The 15749-nt window shown below is 70.8% G+C and carries 14 protein-coding genes; 7 read left to right on the top strand and 7 right to left on the bottom strand.

Annotated features, from left to right (window positions below; all coding sequences use genetic code 11):
- Both VFF46_RS06680 and VFF46_RS06685 read left to right on the top strand, forming a co-directional pair.
- A partial coding sequence (locus VFF46_RS06680) for a MerR family DNA-binding protein (protein WP_325036139.1) occupies positions 1-303 on the top strand: 303 nt, incomplete at its 5' end.
- A 69-nt stretch (positions 304-372) separates the two neighbouring features.
- Entirely contained in the window at positions 373-2499 is a 2127-nt protein-coding gene (locus tag VFF46_RS06685; protein ID WP_325036140.1) for a RecQ family ATP-dependent DNA helicase, read from the top strand.
- Between the two features lie 24 nt (positions 2500-2523).
- Here VFF46_RS06685 and VFF46_RS06690 read toward each other — a convergent pair whose 3' ends face one another.
- A complete protein-coding gene (locus VFF46_RS06690; protein WP_325036141.1) occupies positions 2524-3816 on the bottom strand; it encodes a sulfatase family protein in 1293 nt (430 codons plus the stop codon).
- 12 nt (positions 3817-3828) lie between these two features.
- The gene (locus VFF46_RS06695) at positions 3829-4602 is read right to left on the bottom strand and encodes a metalloregulator ArsR/SmtB family transcription factor (protein ID WP_325036142.1); all 774 of its coding nucleotides are present in this window, start codon (positions 4600-4602) and stop codon (positions 3829-3831) included.
- A gap of 90 nt (positions 4603-4692) precedes the next feature.
- Between VFF46_RS06695 and VFF46_RS06700 the strand changes: the two genes are divergently transcribed.
- The 3 genes from VFF46_RS06700 to VFF46_RS06710 are packed head-to-tail and all read left to right on the top strand — an operon-like array spanning position 4693 to position 6971.
- A complete protein-coding gene (locus VFF46_RS06700; RefSeq protein WP_325036143.1) occupies positions 4693-5478 on the top strand; it encodes a GNAT family N-acetyltransferase in 786 nt (261 codons plus the stop codon).
- A 13-nt stretch (positions 5479-5491) separates the two neighbouring features.
- The gene (locus tag VFF46_RS06705; RefSeq protein ID WP_325036144.1) at positions 5492-6226 is read left to right on the top strand and encodes an SDR family oxidoreductase; all 735 of its coding nucleotides are present in this window, start codon (positions 5492-5494) and stop codon (positions 6224-6226) included.
- Positions 6216-6971, top strand: coding sequence for a MerR family transcriptional regulator (locus VFF46_RS06710; RefSeq protein ID WP_325036145.1), 756 nt, complete (start codon positions 6216-6218; stop codon positions 6969-6971). Before VFF46_RS06705 ends, VFF46_RS06710 begins: the two co-directional genes overlap by 11 nt.
- Here VFF46_RS06710 and VFF46_RS06715 read toward each other — a convergent pair.
- Positions 6922-8490: an adenylate/guanylate cyclase domain-containing protein gene (locus VFF46_RS06715; RefSeq protein ID WP_325036146.1), complete on the bottom strand. Its 1569-nt coding sequence runs from the start codon at positions 8488-8490 to the stop codon at positions 6922-6924. The genes VFF46_RS06710 and VFF46_RS06715 overlap by 50 nt on opposite strands.
- A 129-nt stretch (positions 8491-8619) precedes the next feature.
- On the opposite strand from VFF46_RS06715, the gene VFF46_RS06720 reads away from it, so the two are divergent.
- The gene (locus tag VFF46_RS06720) at positions 8620-10389 is read left to right on the top strand and encodes a M1 family metallopeptidase (protein WP_325036147.1); all 1770 of its coding nucleotides are present in this window, start codon (positions 8620-8622) and stop codon (positions 10387-10389) included.
- Between the two features lie 5 nt (positions 10390-10394).
- Here VFF46_RS06720 and VFF46_RS06725 read toward each other — a convergent pair whose 3' ends face one another.
- Positions 10395-11255: a GNAT family N-acetyltransferase gene (locus tag VFF46_RS06725; RefSeq protein WP_325036148.1), complete on the bottom strand. Its 861-nt coding sequence runs from the start codon at positions 11253-11255 to the stop codon at positions 10395-10397.
- An 84-nt stretch (positions 11256-11339) separates the two neighbouring features.
- Between VFF46_RS06725 and VFF46_RS06730 the strand changes: the two genes are divergently transcribed.
- Entirely contained in the window at positions 11340-12020 is a 681-nt protein-coding gene (locus VFF46_RS06730; RefSeq protein ID WP_325036149.1) for a GntR family transcriptional regulator, read from the top strand.
- Here the strand turns inward: VFF46_RS06730 and VFF46_RS06735 are convergent.
- From VFF46_RS06735 to VFF46_RS06745, 3 genes are read right to left on the bottom strand one after another with little or no spacing between them, the layout of a single operon-like run.
- Positions 12002-13753, bottom strand: coding sequence for a gamma-glutamyltransferase family protein (locus VFF46_RS06735; protein ID WP_325036150.1), 1752 nt, complete (start codon positions 13751-13753; stop codon positions 12002-12004). The genes VFF46_RS06730 and VFF46_RS06735 overlap by 19 nt on opposite strands.
- Entirely contained in the window at positions 13750-14733 is a 984-nt protein-coding gene (locus VFF46_RS06740; RefSeq protein ID WP_325036151.1) for an ABC transporter ATP-binding protein, read from the bottom strand. Before VFF46_RS06740 ends, VFF46_RS06735 begins: the two co-directional genes overlap by 4 nt.
- On the bottom strand, positions 14734-15702 hold the full coding sequence (locus VFF46_RS06745; protein WP_414673039.1) for an ABC transporter ATP-binding protein: 969 nt from the start codon (positions 15700-15702) through the stop codon (positions 14734-14736). It abuts the gene before it with no gap.
- Positions 15703-15749 lie beyond the last annotated feature (47 nt).

Here is a 15749-nt window from a genome sequence, read left to right on the forward strand (position 1 = left end):
CAACGGGTCGGGATCCCGCTCGCCGAGGTGGCCGCGATCCTCAAGCTGCTGCCGGAGAACCGGACCCCGACGCGCGCCGACTGGGAACGCATCTCGGAGTGCTGGCAGGCCGAACTCGACCGCCGCATCCTGCACCTCGAACAGCTCCGCGACGACTTCAAGGACTGCGTCGGCTGCGGCTGCCTGTCCATCGACCGCTGCGCGCTCGCCAACCCGCACGACACCCTGGCCACCACCGGCGCCGGCCCCCGCCGCCTGCTGACCCCTACCAACGAACCCTGCCACCCCGCCAACTGCGCCTGAAGCGGGGTTTTCCACAGGCGAGTGGCCGGGCCGAGCGGACTGGGGGTGCGGGCGTCTAGGGTTTCGGGCATGGGTGAGACCGACTCGATGGTGACGCTGACCGAGACCCGCGCGAAGGTTGCGGGGGACGTGATCCGCGCGATCGCGGGTGACGACGCGCGGTTGCGGGCGGATCAGGAGACCGCGGTCGCGGCGCTCTGCGAGGCGGCCGCGCGGGTGCTCGTCGTGCAGGCGACCGGCTGGGGCAAGTCCGCCGTGTACTGGGCGGCGACCGCGATCCGCCGGGCGGAGGGCTTCGGGCCGACGCTGGTGGTCTCGCCGTTGCTCTCGCTGATGCGCGACCAGGTCGCCGCCGCCAGCCGTGCCGGACTGCGCGCCGCGACCCTGAACTCGAACAACATCGACGCCTGGTCGGAGATCGAGCACGACCTGCGCTCGGGCGGCATCGACGTACTGCTGGTGTCCCCGGAGCGCCTGGCCAACCCAGGCTTCGGCCGTCGCGTGCTGGACGGGCTCGCCGGGAACATCGGGCTCCTGGTGATCGACGAGGCGCACGCGGTGTCGGACTGGGGCCACGACTTCCGCCCGGATTACCGGCGGGTGTCCGACGTGCTGCAGAAGCTCAACCCCGACACCCCGGTGCTGGCGACGACGGCGACCGCCAACTCACGCGTGACGGACGACGTCGCGAAGCAACTGGGCGCGTCGACGCTGGTACTGCGTGGTCCGCTGGCGCGGTCGAGTCTGCAGCTTGCCGTGGTGGATGCGCTGTCGCCGCTGGACCGGTTCGCGTGGGTGGTCGACGTGCTGCCGCAGCTTCCGGGGTCAGGGATCGTGTATGCGCTGACGGTTGCGGATGCGCAGCGGCTGGCCGCGGTGATCCAGGAGGTGCACGGCCGGGACGTGCCGGTCGCGGCCTACACCGGGCAGTTGGAGGCGGGGGAGCGGGAGAGCCTCGAGGACGCGCTGCGGGACAACCGGCTGAAGGCGTTGATCGCGACGTCGGCGCTGGGGATGGGATACGACAAGCCGGATCTCGGATTCGTGGTGCATGTGGGTTCGCCGCCGTCGCCGGTGTCGTATTACCAGCAGGTCGGGCGTGCCGGCCGCGGGATCGACCACGCGGTCGTGGCGCTGCTCCCGTCGGACGCGGACTCGGGCGTCTGGGACTACTTCGCGACCGCGACGATCCCGGTCCCGGAGAACGTGCAGCGCTTGCTGCGCGCGCTCGAGGGATACGGTCCGGATCAGCCCGCGTCGGTGCCGGCGCTGGAGGCGGAGACCGGGCTGCGGCGTACGCGGGTCGAGTTGATGCTCAAGCAGCTGGCCGTGGACGGGGTCGTGGAGCGGGTCGAGCGTGGCTGGCTGCGGACCGGTGCCGAGTGGACGTTCGACGCCGCGCACTACGACGGCATCGTGTCGGTACGGCGACGCGAGGCGGACATCATGCGCGCGTACACCCGCGGCGACCGTTGCCTGATGCAACTGCTTCAGGAGTCGCTGGACGATCCGTCGGCGGAGCCGTGCGGGCGCTGCTCGGTGTGCCTCGGGGTGTTGCCGGAGCCGTTGGTGCCGAGGCCGGATCCGGAGACCGTCGCGGCGGTCACCCGGTTGCTGCGCGGCGAGGTCCACGTGCTGGAGCCGCGGAAGATGTGGCCCGGCGGGGCATTCGGCCCGCGCGGCAAGATCCCGCCCGCGCTGTCCGCCGAGCCCGGGCGGATCATCGTGTACGCCGATGCGCCCGAGTGGCGGGAGGTGCTGCAGGGTGCGTTCAACGGTACGCCGACGCACGACGCGGTCGAGGCGCTCAAAACCGGCGCCGTCGCCGCGCTGTCCCGCTGGCGCGGGTCGTGGTCGGCCCGCCCCGAGGTCGTCGTACCGCTGGCCGCCGGCGGTCATCCTGACCTGACGTCAGTCGTCGCTGACCACGTGGCCGGCGTCGGCCACCTGGACCGAGCCGAGCTGACCGTCAACCGCACCGGCTACACCGATGACCTGTCGTCCGCCGAAGAAGCCAAGGTCTGGCGCGACGGCATCGTCGTGGACCCGACCACGACTCAATCCATCGCAGGACGCACCGTGCTGCTGGTGGTTGACGCAACCTCGTCCCAGTGGCCGGTCACCGTGGCCACAGCCAAGCTGCGTGAGGCAGGCGCCACCGCCGTTCTCCCACTGGTAATCCACAAGCGCCCATGACGTGCGCCGCCCAGCTCGCGATGGCTAGGCGGGTGCTTGGTTTGCGCGCCAGTCCTGCAGGGTGTGCGTCCACTGGGTGTTGGCTTGGAGGAGATCCCGGAGGACTTCGGGCTGGGTGTCGGCGAGGTCGTGGGACTCGGCGGGATCCTCCGCGAGGTCGTAGAGGTGGGTGCCGGGGACCAGCGGCGCGCCCAGGCGTTCCGAGGGGTTCGTGACGAGCTTCCAGGGGCCTCGGCGGACGGCTTGCTGGCCGACGTATTCCCAGGTGAGGGTGCGTTCGGGCGCTGAGCCCGTCGTGAGGAGGGGAAGGAGGTCGGTGCCGTCGACGTCCGGTGGGAGCGGGAGGTCGGCGGCGGCGAGGACGGTGGGCAGGACGTCCATCATCAGCGCCGGTTCGGAGCAGACCACTCCGGCAGGTAGCGCGGCTGGCCAGGACCAGATGGCGGGGACGCGGATGCCACCTTCAAAGAGCGAGCCCTTGTGGCCGCGGAGGCCGCCGGTCGAGCCGCCGGCGTACGCGATCTCCTCGCCGCCGAGCCAGTTGCGGTCCTCCGCGGACGGGCCGTTGTCGGAGGAGAAGAAGATGATCGTGTCGTCGAGCCGCCCGGTCTCCGCCAGCGCGGTGACGATCCGCCCGACGCCGTCGTCGACCCGGGTGATCATCGCCGCCATCACCTGCTTGTCCCACGGCAGATGGTCGTACTGCGCCATCGCGTCCGCCGGCGCGTGCATCGGGTAGTGCGGCGCGTTGTACGCGACGTAGCAGAGGAACGGCTCCTCCGCGGCCGAGATGAACGAGACCGCGCGATCGGTGATCAGATCCGTGAGGTACTCCCCGTTGTGCCAGACCTCGTCGTCGCCCGACCACAGGTCGTGCAGCGGGTTCCGCACACCCCAGTACATGATGTGCGAGTAGTAGTCGACGCACCCGGCGCGGAACCCGAAGTGCTCGCCGAACCCGAACCGCATCGGCGCCGACGCCGCGTCCACTCCCAGATGCCACTTCCCGAACACCGCCGTACGCCATCCGGCTGCCGACAACTCCGAGGCGACCGTCTCCTGCGCGGGCAGTCCGTGGGTGTCCCGCGCCGCCCCGAGGATCGACTCGACCCCGGCGTGCGCCGGATGCCGCCCGGTCAGGAGTGCCGCGCGCGACGGCGAGCAGACGGGGGAGTTCGAGTACCAGTCGGTCATCCGGACGCCGCGGGCGGCGAGCGCGTCGAGGTGCGGCGTCCGGATCTCGGGGCTGCCGTAGCAGCCGAGATCTCCCCAGCCCAGGTCGTCGGTGTAGATGATCACGATGTTCGGACGGGGCACGGGCGGACTCTCCTAGGCCGGGACTGTGGTCTCCAGCAAGGATTTCAGGTCCGACAGCAGCGCCGGCCACCCGTCCTGGATCATCGTCCGGATCACGCTGTCCGGCTCGAACCCGGTGTGCGTGACGGTGAGCTTGACCTGCCCGTCGACCGGCTCGAGCTCGAACACCGCGGTCGACAGCGGCTCCCGGCTGGTCTGCTCGTAGACCTCGTCGGACAACCCGACCGAGTCCGCGAACTCCCGCGTGATGTGGTGCCACTTGTACGAGAGCCGGGTGTACGGCGTGTGCTCGACGACGACCTGGTCAGGCCCGTCGATCGCGACGTCGCCCTGGTGCCACACCATCGGCGAGCCGGGTTTCCAGTCGGTCTCGTGATGCAGCTTCCAGTACTGCTCGGTGAACGCCGGGTCGGTGAGCGCCTGCCACAGCCGCTCGGGGGTCGTCCTGATGTACGTGGTGTAGACGAAGTCGTCCATGGGGGTCTCCAAAGAGGTCTTGAGGTCGGCGAGCAGCTGCACCCGTCGCCGGTCGTACTGATGGATCCACCGGTCCGCGATCGCGTTGATCGGTTCCGCGTTCAGGTGGTGCAACTTCTCCCGGCCGCGCCACACGGTGGTGATCAGGTTCGCGCTCTCCAGGACGGCGAGGTGTTTGCTGACGGACTGCCGCGCCATGTCCAGCTCGGCGCAGAGCTCGCGCAGGGTCTGCCCGTTCCGCGCGTTCAGCAGGTCGAGCAGCCGGCGCCGGCTCGGGTCGGCCAGCGCCCGGAACACCTCGTCGTCCATGCGCACTCCGATCGCATCATGCAGCCAATCAGCTGCCTAATCACAATAGGCAGCCAATAAGCTGCATGTCAAACCTGATTGGATGGCTCTGTGGAGATCACCAGCCTCGGCTTCCGGACCGATCTGTTGCTGCTCGAGCTGAGCGGCAGCGAGTTCCGCGACACCGGCGAGTACGTCGTCGTCCGGACACCGGAGAACCCCGGCTTCTGGTGGGGCAACTTCCTGCTCTACCGGACGCCGTTCGCGCCGGACGACACCGAGATCCGGCTGGACGAGTTCCGCCGCGAGTTCCCGGACGCGAAACATGTTGCGTTCGGCATCGACAGTACGGACGGCGACGTGGGGGCCGCGGACGAGCTGACCGCAGCCGGGTTCACCGTCGAGCCCAACGTGGTGATGACCGCCGAGCGGGTCGTCCCGCCGGCGCGCCCGAACGAGCAGGCGACGTACCGGTTCCTGACCAGCGACGACGACTGGGAGCAGGTGTACCACCAGAGCTTGGCGTGCTCGGAGATGACGGTCGACGACGAGTACAAGGAGTTCACCCGGCGCAAGCTGGTGACGAAGCGGGACCTGGTGGACTCCGGGCACGGCAAGTGGTTCGGGGCGTTCGACGGGGACCGGCTGCAGAGCTCGCTCGGGCTGATGTTCGACGGTGCCGGCCTGGCCCGTTTCCAGAACGTGCAGACGTCGCCGGAGGACCGCGGCCGCGGCCTGGCCGGGACGCTGGTGCACCACGCGTCGATGTACGGGCTGACCAAGGCGCGGACGCTGGTGATGGTCGCCGACCCGGAGTACCTGGCGATCCGGATCTACCGGTCGGTGGGCTTCACCGACTCGGAGACCCAGCTCCAGATCGTCCGCCCGCCCGCGTGACAGACTGGCCCGCATGAGTCGGGTTGTGCTGGTCACCGGAGGAAGCCGCGGGATCGGGGCGGCCGCCGCGCTCGCCCTGGCCGCGGACGGTTGGGACGTCGGGGTGAACTACCGGACGCAGGCCGACGAGGCCGCGCGGGTGGTGAAGGCCTGCGAGGAACGCGGCCGGCGGGCGGTCGCCGTGCAGGCCGACGTGGTCGAGGCGGACCAGGTGGAGCGGCTGTTCGACACCGTGACCGCCGAGCTCGGCCCGATCGGTGCCGTGATCAACAATGCCGGCGTGGTGTCGCCGTCCGGCCGGGTCGCGGAGTACGACGCCGCGCGTCTCGAGCGGGTGTTCCGGATCAACTCGATCAGCGCGTTCCTGGTGGCCGGTGCCGCGGTCCGCCGGATGTCCACGGCGTACGGCGGGAACGGCGGCGTGATCCTCAACGTCTCGTCGCGTGCCGCGGTGCTCGGGTCGGCGGGGGAGTACGTCGACTACGCGGCGAGCAAGGCGGCCGTGGACGCGCTGACCGTCGGCCTGGGCAACGAGGTCGCGAAGGAGGGCGTCCGCGTGCTCGGCGTCCGGCCCGGCCTGATCGAGACAGGGATCCACGAGCCGGGGCGGTTGGACCGGATCGGTACGACGCCGCCGCTGGCCCGTCCGGGGAAGGCTGAGGAGGTCGCCGAGGTGATCGCGTTCCTGGCGTCGGACCGCTCGTCGTACATGACCGGTTCAACGGTCGACGTAGCCGGTGGCCGCTAAAGCGCTCCGCCCGGTCGACCTGGCGCGTCGGGCCGGGGTGTCGACCCAGCTCGTCCGCAACTACGAGGCGGACGGCATCCTGCCGCCGTCACCGCGCTCGGACAGCGGGTACCGCCAGTACGGCGCGGAGCACGTTCAGGCCCTGCTGACGTACCGCGCCCTCGCGCCCGGTTTCGGGGCGGAGACGGCGACCGCGATCATGCGCGCCGTCCACGACGGCGACGAGGCACTCGCGTACCGGCTGGTCGACGCCGCCCACGCTGCACTCCACGAGCAACGACGAGCAACGGACGCCGCGAGCGATGCGCTTGCCGCGCTGGCGGCCGAGTACGTCGACGAGCAGCCGGTGACCGGCCCGTCGTTGCTGGTAGGGGAGTTGGCGCACCGGCTCGGCATCCGCCCGTCGGCGCTCCGCGTCTGGGAGGCCGCCGGCCTGCTGGCCCCGACCCGCGAGCCGGGGACGAAGTACCGCCGGTACGGACCCGAGCAGGTCCGGGACGCGCGGATCATCCACATGCTCCGCCAAGGCCGGTACTACTTCGAGCAGATCAGGCCCGTCCTCGACGGACTCCGCCGTACCGGAAGCACCGAGGCACTCCGGGCCGCGATCGCCGAACGCCGCGCCGCCCACGACCGCCAGACGAAGGCCATGCTGTACGGCGCCGCGCTCCTGCACCAACTGATCACTGAAACTGTCACTGAGGGACCGCGAGCCGGGTCGGAACCGACCGTCCCCGCACCGTGACCAGGTCGCTCTGCCGCCACTGATCCGACTCGGCCGTCTCCGCCTTCTCGACCGCGCTCATCGACGCGATCAACCGCCCGGGCGCCGTCTTCGCGAGCTCGCTCAGCCGGGCCGCCTCGTTCACCGGGTCGCCGATCACCGTGTACTCGTGCCGCCGTACGTCGCCCACCGTCCCGGCCACCACGATGCCGGCCGTGATCCCGAGACCGGCCGTTGCCTCGGGCAACTCGTCGGCCAGCCGCCGGGCCAGCTCCCGCCCGGCCGCCAGCGCACTGCCCGCCGGGTCCGGCAGCTCGGCCGGCGCCCCGAAGATCGCCAGCGCGGCGTCCCCGGCGAACTTGTTCACGAATCCGCCCTGCCGGTCCACCTCGGCGACCACGATCGCGAAGAACCGGTTGAGCAGCTGCACCACCTCGCCCGGCGGCCGCCGGGCGGCCAGCTCGGTCGAGCCGACCAGGTCGACGAACAGGACCGCGGCGAACCGCTCCTCGCCGCCGAGCCGGTCGCTGGTCAGCGCCTCCCGGACGACGCCGGGACCGACGTACCGCCCGAAGACGTCGCGGATCCGCTCGCGCTCCCGCAGGCCGTCGGTCATCCGGTTGAACCCGGCCTGCAGCGAGCCCAGCTCGGTACCGTCGAAGACCGGGATGCTGACGTCGAGCCGGCCCTCGCCGATCAGGCTGAGCGCGTCCCGCACCGACCGCACCGGTGCCACCACCGACTTCGCCGACAACCAGGTGAGCAGGTAGCCGTTGCCGAGCGCCACGATGCCCAAGGCAAGGATCACGACGGCCATTCGGGTCGTGGTGACGTCCCGCTCGATCAGCGCGAGGACAGCGGCCAGCATCAGGCCCGCGACCGGTACGGCCGAGCCGACCGACCAGAAGAACAGCATCCGCGCCTTCAGGCCGGCCGCGAGCAGCCGCCGCGGCGGCGAGGCGTCGGCCAGCGCCCGCGCCGCGACCGGACGGAGCGCGAACTCGGTGAGCAGGTACGACACCGAACACGTGATGATCGCACCGTCGACGACGGTCAGCGCGACCCGCAGCGCGTTCGCGGGCTGCAACATCAGCGTCATCACGGTGAAGAAGACGGCCGCGACCAGCCAGAGCAGCACCTCGATCAGCGTCAGTCGCAGCGGCAACTGCAGCGTGGCGATCTGTTCCTGCCGCGTGGCGGGCCGGCCCAGCTCGATCCAGCGGGTCACCCGCCGCGTCAGCCGCCGGCTCCAGACACAGCCGATCGTCATAGCGACCAGGAAGTACGCCGGAATCACGATCGCGTCGACGAGCTGGAGCTGGTCGACGAGCGACGGACCGGGCAGTACGAAAACCGCCAGCACGAACACGACCAGCGCGCCGATCAGGTTGGTGCCGATCGAGAACGTGGTCATCAGGATCTGCAGCCGGATCCGCAGCCGCCGGGTGCTCTGGTCCGCCGGACCGAGCAGCCAGGACCCGAACGGCCGCCGCCTGAGAATCAACTCAGGATTCCCTTGAGCAGTCCGCTGGATGGTCATGGGCCCTAGTGTGCCAAGTCAGGACCGAAGCGGGGTTTTGGCACGGTGGTGCGGGTGGCCCAGAATGGTCGTCCGATCCGGCCGGTCCGTGGGTACTGTTCCCCGGACGCCTCACTAGGGGAGCTTCCCTTGACGCACGATCGCCACTCCTACGCCGAGCCGGACCGGGTCCGGACGACCCATCTCGAGCTCGACCTCGCGCTCGACTTCGGGCAGCAGGTGCTGTCCGGCAGCGCGACGCACACGCTCGCCTGGGCCGCTCCCGCCGGTGACCGGCTGGTTCTCGACACCCGTGACCTCACGGTCCTCGGTGTCGAGGGGCAGACCGCCGACGGCTGGGAGCCGCTGCACTACAGCCTCGCCGACGCCGATCCGGAGCTCGGTTCCGCGCTGACCGTCGCGACGGCCGGCCATCCGCGGGTGAAGGTCAGCTACCGGACCGCGCCGACCGCCAGCGGACTGCAGTGGCTGGAGCCGTCGATGACGGCCGGTGGCGTGCTGCCGTTCATGTTCAGCCAGTCGCAGGCGATCCATGCCCGCAGCTGGGTGCCGCTGCAGGACACCCCGAGCGTCCGGTTCAGCTACGCCGCGCACGTGACCGCGCCGCCGGAGCTGATGGTGCTGATGAGCGCCGACAACGGTACGGCGTCCCGGCGTACCGGCTCGTACGACGTGGTGATGCCCGAGCCGATCCCGTCGTACCTGCTGGCGATCGCGGCCGGTGACCTGGTGTTCGAGCCGCTCGGCGACCGCTCCGGCGTGTGGGCCGAGCCGGCGACGATCGGGCAGGCGGCGACCGAGTTCTCCGACACCGAGGAGATGATGCGGGTCACCGAGGAGCTGTTCGGCCCGTACCGCTGGGGTCGCTACGACCTGCTCGTGCTGCCGCCGTCGTTCCCGTACGGCGGCATGGAGAACCCGCGGATGACGTTCGCGACGCCGACCGTGGTGATCGGCGACAAGTCGCTGGTCAGCGTGATCGCGCACGAGCTCGCGCACAGCTGGTCCGGCAACCTGGTCACCCAGGACAGCTGGGACGACATCTGGCTGAACGAGGGCTTCACGTCGTACGTCGAGAACCGGATCGTCGAGGCGGTGTACGGGACCGAGTTCGCGCTGATGGAGACCGCGATCAAGCAGCACGCGACAGTGGTGAAGCTGGACCCGCTGACGCCGGCCGAGCTCGCGGTCGAGCTGCCCGGGCTGCACCACCGGTCCGAGTACCGCGGGACGACGTCGACCGGGCCGCTCAAGGGGTCGTGGTTCCTGTCCTGGCTGGAGGAGCGGTTCACGCGCGAGGTGTTCGACCCGTTCCTGCGCGGGTACTTCGACCGGTTCGCGTTCCGCAGCATCAACACCGACGACTTCGTGGCGCACCTGCGCGAACATCTGCTCGCGCCGCATCCGGACGTGGTGACCGAGGCCGAGCTGGCTGCCTGGCTGTACGAGCCGGGTATCCCGGCATTCGCGGAGCGGGCGGTGTCGGCGCGTTTCCAGGTCGTGGACGAGGCGCGGAGCACCTGGCTGGCGACGGGTGAGCTGCCGCACGGTGCGGAGCGGTGGACGACGCAGGAGTGGCTGCGGTTCCTGGACGCGGCTCCCGACGTACTGAGCCCGTTGCTGCTGCAGCAGCTCGACCGCGCGTTCGGCCTGACCGGTACGGCGAACGGCGAGATCGCCCGCCGCTGGTACCAGATCGTCGCCGCGAGCAGCTACGAGGCGGCGTACGCCGAAATGGCCGAGTTCCTGACCAAGGTGGGCCGGATGAAGCTCGTCCTTCCCGTCTACCAGGCACTGGCCGGCACCGACCGGGCCTTCGCGGCCGAGGTCTTCGCGAAGGCCCGCCCGGGCTACCACCCCATCACGACGGCCGCCGTCCAGAAGATCCTCGGCCAGTAGGTCTGCTACAGGTCCAGCTTGCGGCGGTGGACCTGGAGCTGGGGGCGGTAGCCGAGGCGGTCGTTGGTACGGCGCATCGGGAGGTTGGTGTCGACCGTGTCGGTGAGCAGGCCGGCCAGGTCGGGGAAGCGGTGGCGGATCTGGTGGATCTGGGCGGCCTTCATCCACAGGGCCAGCCCGCGGCTGCGGTGCTCCGGGAGTACGGCGGTGCCGTACAGCTGGCCGTCGCCTTTCCCGTCGCCCGGTACGACGACCTCGGTGAAGCCGGCCATCCGCCCGGTGCTGTCCAGCGCGGCGACGACCGACAGGTGGTCTCCGCGCTGCTCGATCAGCTTGGCGGCGTGCCGGGTACGGTCGACGTCCCACACGTCCGTGCCGGCCGGAATCGACCCGGACGGGGCATCCGCCATCCCGACCCGCGCATCGGTGAACGTCTGCACGAGCTCGTCCGGCGCGACGCCCTCCCACGACACCAGCCGATATCCAGGCACCGCTGGTACGTCGGGCGTCCGGTAGGTGAGGTCGAGCCGCGCGTAGATCAGCGTGAGCCCGATCTCGAATCCGTGGCACTGGAGGAACCGGTCGCCGGCCGACCCGGCGTCGACGTCGGTGATCAGCGTCCGTACCTCGTGATCGCGGGCACGGCCCGCGACCGCGCCCAGCAGCAGCGTGCCGATGCCGTTCCGGCGTTCGGCCGGATGCACGTTCAGCTCGAACTCCGCGAGCTGCGCATGGGTACTGCGGCTGTCCAGCCGGAGGAAGGCCGATCCGGCCGGCGTACCGTCCGCGTGCGCGGCCAGCCAGGCGATCCGGCGGCTGAACGGGCGGTAGTCCGGGTCGGTGAGGGGAATCAGTCTGATGCTCAAGCCCTCAACATAACGCGGGCCGGGATCACGTGCCGCGCTGCCGGTGATCGGCTACCGTGACGCGGAACGGGAGAGGAGCCAGGGGTGGCGGAGCTGGACGCGGTGCGGCCTGTTCGTACGGTCGGGGCCGATCATGTCGCGCTGCGTGAGCAGGTGCTGACGGAGTTGCGGCGGCGGATCGTCGACGGCGAGTACCTCGAGGGCGAACGGCTGACCGAGACGCGGGTCGCGGACGACTTCGGCGTCTCGCGGAATCCGGTACGGGAAGCGTTGCGCGTGGTCGAGGCCGAGGGGTTCGTGGAGATCCTGCCGCGGCGCGGTGCCGTGGTCGCGACCCTCGACCAGACGGCGGTCCGCGACCTGTTCGCGGTCCGGGAGCAGCTCGAGACGCTCGCCGCCGGGCTCGCGGCTGAGCGCGCGCAGCCGCCTGGGATCGCGGCGTTGCGCACGCTGATCCACCAGGCCGCCGCGGCGACCACGGCCGGGGACCTCGACCGGGTCGCCGAACTGAACAGCGCCTTCCACCGCACGGTCATCGACCTCAGCGCGAACCGCTGGCTGCAGTCGATGTCCGCCCCGATGTACCACCACGTCCATCGCGTCTTCCGTACCGGCGCCGCCCACCGCGCACCCCACTCGCTCGACGAACACACCCGTCTCGTGGACGCCATCGAGGCGGGCGACAGCGAAGAGGCCACCAAAGCCGCCCGTCTCCACGTCCAAGCAGCCGCGAAGGCAGCCCTGGCTCAGCGGCCTACTGCGTAGCCCTGCATGCCTCGCGGGTTGGCGGCGGCCGCGAGCACCCCGTCGGCTTCCTTGCGTACGGCGCACAGCCGGCCGAGGCTCCACGGGTCCGACTCGGTGACGACGTGCCCGCGCCGTACCAGCTCGTCGCGGATGTCGGCGCCGACCCGGCTCTCGAGCACCAGCCCACCCGGCTCCGTCACCCGCGGGTAGAACGACGACGGGAACCCGGTCGTATGCCAGGCCGGCGCGTCGATCGCCTCCTGCAGATCAGCCCCCGCGCCGAGATGCCGCAGCAGGAACAGCAACTGCCACTGGTCCTGCTGATCACCGCCAGGCGACCCGCACGCCATCACCGCCGCGCCGTCCCGCAACACCAACGTCGGCGTGAGCGTCGTCCGCGGCCGCCGCCCCGGCGCCAGCGACGCCGGCAACCCTTCCTCCAGCCAGAACATCTGCGCCCGGCTCCCCAGACAGAATCCAAGCTCGGGAATCGTCGGCGACGACTGCAACCACCCGCCGCTCGGCGTCGCCGAGATCATGTTGCCCCAGCGGTCGACGACATCCACGTGACACGTGTCGCCCCGCGTCTCACCGATCGGCGACACGGTCGGCTCACCGGTCGTCGCGTCACCCGTCTCGTTGCCGGCAGCAACCGACGGCAGGACCGGCGTACGCCTCTCCGGCCGCCCCGGACGAAGCTCCTGCGACGCCTCCGCCCCGACCAGCTTCGCCCGCTCCGCGGCGTACGCGGGGGAGAGGAGCGTCTCCAGCGGTACGTCGGCACCGTCGCCGTACCAGGCCTCCCGGTCGGCATACGACAGCTTCATCACCTCGACCGTCGTGTGCACGCCCTCCGCACTGTCGAGGTCGACCTCGCCGAGCACCGCGAGCACCGCGAGTGACTGCAACAGCCCGGGCCCCTGACCCCACGGACCGGTCTTCGCGACGGTGTACCCGTTCCAGTCGTACGTCGCCGGGTCCTCCCAGGTCGCCTCGAACGCGGCCATGTCCGTGCCGGTGATCAGCCCGCCGTGGTCCTCGCCGCTCGAATCCCGGTGCGGGATCCGTGAGAACTTGTCGACCGCCTCCGCGACGAACCCTTCGCGCCACGCCTTCCGCGCCCGCTCGATCTGTTCCTGCCGATCACTACCGGTCGCCTCCCGTACGAGCCGCTCCAGCGTGTCGGCGTACGCCGTGTTGCTGAACCGTCCCGTCACGGGGCGCCCACCCTTGAGCCAGAGCGCCGCCGACGTCGGCCAGTGTTCCTCGAACAGCTCCTGGACCGTCCCGATCGTGTCCGCGACCCGCGGTACCAGCGGGTGTCCGTTCCGCGCGTACTCGATGGCCGGCTCGAGTACGACTCTGAGCGGCAGCGTGCCGTGGTCGCGCAGCAGGAGCAGCCACGCGTCGACCGCGCCGGGAACCGTCGCCGCGAGCGGACCGGACCCGGGGACGAGCGTGAGCCCGAGTGACCGGTAGTGCTCGATGGTCGCACCGGCCGGCGCCACCCCTTGCCCGCACAGCACCCGCGGCGCCGGGTCGGCCGCGGTCGCGATGATCGCCGGTACCTCACCGCCCGGGCCGTTGAGGTGCGGCTCGACCACGTGCAGCACGAACCCGGCGGCGGCGCCCGCGTCGAACGCGTTCCCGCCGAGCTCGAGGATCCGCATCGCCGACTGCGACGCGAGCCAGTGCGTGGACGAGACCATCCCGAACGTACCGCGCAGCGTCGGCCGGGTGGTGAAGGTCATCGGGCAACTCCTTGGGTGAGTCGTACGTCTGGTCCGGTTCCGTCGTCGTTCACGAGATGACAGGCCACCTGGTGTCCACCTTCGCCGATCGTGCGCGGTTCCGGCACAACCGTCCGGCATGTCTCCACCGCGACCGGGCACCTCGTGTGGAAGCGGCAGCCGGGCGGCGGGTCGATCGCGGACGGGAGGTCGTCGCCGAGCAGCACCGGCCGCCGGGCGCGCTGCTCGGCGGGATCGGGTACGGGTGCCGCGGACAGCAGCGCCTGCGTGTACGGGTGTGCCGGGCTGCCGAAGATCCGTCGGCGCGGCCCTTGCTCGACGAGCTGACCGAGGTACATCACCGCGACCTCGTCGGCGAGGTACTCGACCGCGGACAGGTCGTGCGTGATGAACAGGCACGCGAACCCGAGATCCCGCTGCAGGTCGGCCAGCAGGTTGAGTACTGCGGCCTGCACCGACACGTCGAGCGCGCTCGTCGGCTCGTCCGCGACCAGCAGGCGTGGTTCGGAGATCAGTGCGCGGGCGATGCTGACCCGCTGGCGCTGACCGCCGGAGAGTTCGTGCGGCGCCCGGTGGGCGACCTCGGGGCGCAGACCGACCCGGCGGAGTGCTTCGGCTACCTTTTCCGGGACTTCCTTCCGGGCCTTCTTCTGCAGGCGGAGCGGCTCGCCGACGATGTCCCCGACGGACAGCCGCGGGTCGAGCGAACCGGCCGGGTCCTGGAAGACGATCGACACGTTGCGGCGATGCGGCCGGAGCCGGCGGCGGTCGAGGCGGGTGATGTCGGCGCCGGCGAGGCGGACGGTCCCGCCGGTCGGCTCGAGCAGCCTGACGATGCAGCGGCCGACGGTGGACTTGCCGGATCCGCTCTCGCCGACCAGCGCGACCACGGTGCCCTCGCGGATCCTGAGCGTGATGCCGTCGACGGCACGGACCGGACCGAAGTGCATGACCAGGTCCTCAACTTCCAGGGCATCCATTCAGGCCTCCACTCGGGCGTTCCAGCAGGCCACGCGATGCGGTCCGGTGCTGAGCACGGGCTGGGACGTCGTACAGGTGTCGAGTACGCGCGGGCAGCGATCGGCGAACGTGCACGCGTCGGGCTGCTCGGTGAGTACCGGGACCAGGCCGGGAATCTCGTTCAGCCGTTGGGATTCGGCGTACCGGGCGGCCGCGGGGGAGGCGCCGAGCAGGCCGCTCGTGTACGGATGCCGCGGGTGCGCGAACAGGTCGTGCACCTCGGCGGTCTCGACGACGCGTCCGGCGTACATCACCGCGACCCGGTCGGCGAGGTCCGCGACGACGCCGAGGTCGTGCGTGATCAGCACGATGCTGGTCCCAAGGCGTTCCCGGAGAGCACGCAGTACGTCGAGGATGCCGGCCTGGATCGTCACGTCGAGGGCGGTGGTCGGCTCGTCGGCGATCAGTACCTTCGGGTCGCAGGCGACGGCCATCGCGATCATCACCCGCTGCCGCATCCCGCCGGACAGCTGGTGCGGGTAGTCGTCGATGCGGCGCTCGGCGGACGGGATGCCGACCAGCTTGAGCAGCTCGACCGCACGGGCGCGGGCGGCCCGGCGGTTCAGCCCGATGTGTGTCCGCAGTACCTCGGTGATCTGGTGGCCGACGGTGAAGACCGGGTTCAGCGAGGTCATCGGCTCCTGGAAGATGTACGCGATCTCGCGCCCGCGGACCGATCGCAGCGTGCGGTTGCCGGCACCGATCAGCTCGGTCCCGTCGAGGACGACCGAACCGGTGACGGTCGCGGTCCGGGGGAGCAGGCCCGCGATGCTCATCGCGGTCACACTCTTCCCGCACCCGGACTCACCGACGACCGCGAGCACTTCGCCGTCCGCGACCTCGAGGCTGACCCGGTCGACGGCCGACAGCGGCCCGTCCTCGGTCCGGAACGTGACGGACAGGTCCTTGATCGTGAGTACCGAGGTCATCGGCGGCTCGCCTTCGGGTCGAGGGCGTCGCGCAGGCTGTCGCCGAC

Source organism: Kribbella sp. (genome assembly GCF_035655035.1).
Classification (GTDB): Bacteria; Actinomycetota; Actinomycetes; order Propionibacteriales; family Kribbellaceae; genus Kribbella.